Source organism: Anaerobacterium chartisolvens (genome assembly GCF_003337415.1).
Classification (GTDB): Bacteria; Bacillota; Clostridia; order Acetivibrionales; family DSM-27016; genus Anaerobacterium; species Anaerobacterium chartisolvens.
Genome location: NZ_QPJT01000062.1, coordinates 1 through 3,628, shown reverse-complemented (window position 1 = coordinate 3,628; position 3,628 = coordinate 1). Strand labels below are relative to the sequence as shown.

The 3,628-nt window shown below is 43.2% G+C and carries 3 protein-coding genes; 1 reads left to right on the top strand and 2 read right to left on the bottom strand.

Going from position 1 to position 3,628, the window contains the following annotated elements; translation table 11 throughout:
- Positions 1-237 precede the first annotated feature (237 nt).
- The gene (locus tag DFR58_RS21465; RefSeq protein WP_207659317.1) at positions 238-1,761 is read right to left on the bottom strand and encodes a DUF4434 domain-containing protein; all 1,524 of its coding nucleotides are present in this window, start codon (positions 1,759-1,761) and stop codon (positions 238-240) included.
- Positions 1,762-2,667: 906 nt separating this feature from the next.
- Positions 2,668-2,811, bottom strand: a complete 144-nt coding sequence (locus DFR58_RS22050; protein ID WP_170138283.1) for a hypothetical protein — start codon at positions 2,809-2,811, stop codon at positions 2,668-2,670.
- Positions 2,812-2,924: 113 nt separating this feature from the next.
- Between DFR58_RS22050 and DFR58_RS21455 the strand changes: the two genes are divergently transcribed.
- On the top strand, positions 2,925-3,628 hold a 704-nt coding region (locus DFR58_RS21455; protein WP_114300498.1), incomplete at its 3' end, for a transposase.

The window sequence follows — 3,628 nt, the reverse complement described above, 5'->3', positions numbered from 1 at the left end:
TACACTCAGGGAAAGTGATTCTTCTCTTTCTGCTAATACCTTCAATATACCCCACAAATCCACCTTCTTTCCAATCAACTATACAATAATCCGAAAGTCTAATTTGTATAGTCAATTGTAACACATATCGCTCGAATTATGTTAACCAATTCTTGGGGTATTAGCACAGTCTGACGCTCCTGCTTGAATATTAAGCAGGAGCGTCCCCAATGTCTTACTGCACACGCCACCGAACATTCACGAAACCGCAACGGACGATTGCGCCGAAAGATTATAAGCAAAATCAAACGAGCGTACATAATAGGTTCCCTTTGCACTGACCTTGACTCTGGCTGACCCGGCGTTCGCATCTAAATAGACCGTTCGGTACAGGGAACCGTTCGAAGTATAAATATTGAAGCCTGCGACTCCGATGTTATCACTCGGTTTATAAACCGTGATGATTTTCCCTGATTTCGTCAACTTGGGTGCAGCGGGCGCGATGTCATCCAACTTCCCGTTTTTTACAAAGTCCAGATATGTATCGTTATATCCTTCATTCGCATTCGCAAGCAGTGGATTGATATAATGGTTCCAGGAAAAAACAATATTCTGCGCGGCGTATTTGGAGGTAATCTTAACCTGGGAAAAATAGCGGTTCAGAAGCGCCGTGCCCCCGTCTGAGGTGAAATTCTCGTTGTTGCTCCAAAATTGAAGACCCGGTTTGCTGTCGGCCGCGGCTTTATAGTGAGCCGTCCACTCATCCAGGTTCGTAATTTGATCGGGATTCCCGCCAATGCTGTCCTGCGGGCAGAAAATGTCACCATCTCTGAAATTGACCAGTGTGAAGAGGTCCTTCCACATTTTTTCGTATTGAGACGTGGTCGTCAAAGAAAAATTGCAGAAGGGGCTGAAAAGAAACGGTTTGCCCGGAGTGATGTCGGAATAGCATTCCAATTCTGAGTTAAAACTATCGGCAAGGATTTCGGTCAGAACTCCGTTATCCTCTCCCGTACATGCCATCGGCATGTTCCAGAGCTCGTTGTAATAATACCAGCCATAAAAGACCTGGTCGTAAACGGCTCCATATTTCTGCCAGATTTCCCTGGCAACCTGATTATTCAGATCGGCGTTTTCAGCGACCCATTTGCCGAAATAGCTTTCTTTTACAAGATCGGTCACGCCGGCCGAGGCTTGCGGTTGATCCCACCCGTACAGCCACCAGCGGTTATCATCCAGCGGCCCGAGCATAACCTTCATGCCTGTATTAACTGCCGCTTCGAAACAGTTTCCAAGAGAATCCGTCCCGTTGTTCCCGTTTGCCAGCAGCGGAATTTGGGATGGATACAGCGAATCCACGCTCGTTAATTCATATTGTGAATAGTCTTCCTCGTATTTGCTCCAATCCGCATCCGTCGAGTATCCGACGTCGACAACGGATTGGATGATAACGAACTGAAATCCGGAAGCCTTCATTGCAGAAAGCTCCTGTTCCCATCGGGTCTGGGTCCAGTCCCGGACAGCCCATGACTGTATGAAGCTTGCGATTGGTTTTCTTGACAAGGCAATGCCTCCATTAATAACAGGTTCGGTCGAACTTACCGACACCAGTTTGGACGGTGTTTGCTGAGCCTGCCTGAAAACCGTAGTGCTTGATAACGCAGGATTTGCATTACTCATGTTTGAGTTCTGCGACTCCGCACCCAACCCGGAGCCCGAAGATGCAGACACGCCCTTTGCACTCTTTACGGTGGTTGTGCAAAACGCTCCGCTTGCCATCATGACGCAAATCACGAGAGTGATTGATATAATCCTTCTGCTACTTTTAATGCCTTTTTCTGTTCCCACAACTACATTCTCCCCCCTATCAAAAATTATAGTTTTTTATTATATATATTTAGCAATAAAGATTTTACATGGAGGATATAATTTGATGTAAGAAATTTTTTTGACCCGTAAGGAATACATCTTTCGAAAAGCGCCTGATGACATACCCGTGAGACATTTCCCCGCAAGGCGTCTTTTCGTTGCTATTAAAAATTTCTGTAAGCAATTATATCCTCCATGTTTGTAAAATCTTTATTGCATCCTATATAGCATGCCCAATCGGTGAAAAAGCAGAAAAAATTGAAGCACAAGGTTACTCAGCGTTAACTTTCCATTCAGGACAAAATTCTCAATCTCAAATGGATCTACTGTAATATTTTACCAAAACGATCGCCTTCTTCAAGTCCTGCTTGTTCATCCCCTTATCAATTAACAACTTCCATACCTTGTTATAGCTAATTTCCATGTGTAGCCCTCTTACCGATTCGGAGTACCTATATTTTACATTTTATAGTATAACACAGATTATACGAGTAGTTCAAACGATATATCTGCGAACACAAATAACATCTTTGAAATCTATGATATTTTTGTACCTAAAACATGTTTTTAAAAAAAGGCAATAAGAATGATTTGCGGGCTTTTTATATCTTTCAAGTGTCAAAGATAGGATAATAACATACGGATAAGCTGCTGTAAAATAAAAAATATCCTATAAGCCGTTAATTTGTTTTATTTAAATGAAAGCCCTGCAGGAGCCGCAAACAAGCAAGAATGTCAAGCGGATCCCGCAGAGCCTCATATGTCCGTGCAGACCTATGCACTGCGGCAGAATTCGTATCCAGAGATCGGCTTCCCCGCTTAAATTATGGGAAATTTAAAATACACATACAGCCTATATAGATTATCGGCATCAAAGCTCCCGTCCCTGCCTACAACCTTCAGATAATATGTCTGTCCTGCGGTAGTTCCGAGAATTACTGCCGTTCCCAGCTTTGCCGTCATGGAAGAGCCAAGCAGGTTACTATCCTTGTCTTAGGGGGACGCTCCTGCTTTAGAACATTTGTTCTTGACAAATTATTCCCAATCTTATATAATAAATCCAAGGGGTGGGTATAATGCCAAGAGCAGCAAGAAAAAAATCTGAAGAATGCATGTATCATGTGATGTCCAGAAGCATAAGCGAGATAGACCTTTTCCAGTGCGACGAGGATAAGGACTATTATCTTGCACTGCTTAAGCGATATAAAGATAAATACTACTGCAGAATATACGCTTATGCTCTTATGGATAATCATGTACATATTTATATAAACCCTTGCGGATATGACATATCGTTATTTATGCGCTGCCTGAACAATGCCTATGTCGCATACTTCAACAGGAAATACAACCGCCATGGGCATCTGTATCAGGGCAGGTTTGCGAGTTCGATAGTAGACAGCGACACATACAGTCTGACGCTGTCGGCATATATCCACAACAACCCGAAGGACCTGCCTGAATACGCCGGGAGAGAGGAGCTTTACAGGTATTCATCCTACGGGATATATACGGGGCTCAGGAAGGATCTTGAAGAAGTAATTGACGTAAGCTTTATACTTGCTCACTTTGGCAGGGACAAAAAAGCAGCACGGGAAAAGTACAGGGCTTTTACGGAATCAATGAAAGAAACGGGCATAATGAAGGAAGTTGATAATAATATCTTAAGGGCATATACTGAAAACGTGTACAACAGTGAAAAGTCCTATATTGTAAGGAATAGGATGCCGGAGGAAATAATACAAAGGATAGGGCAGTTTCTTGGAGAAAGGCTGGAGGA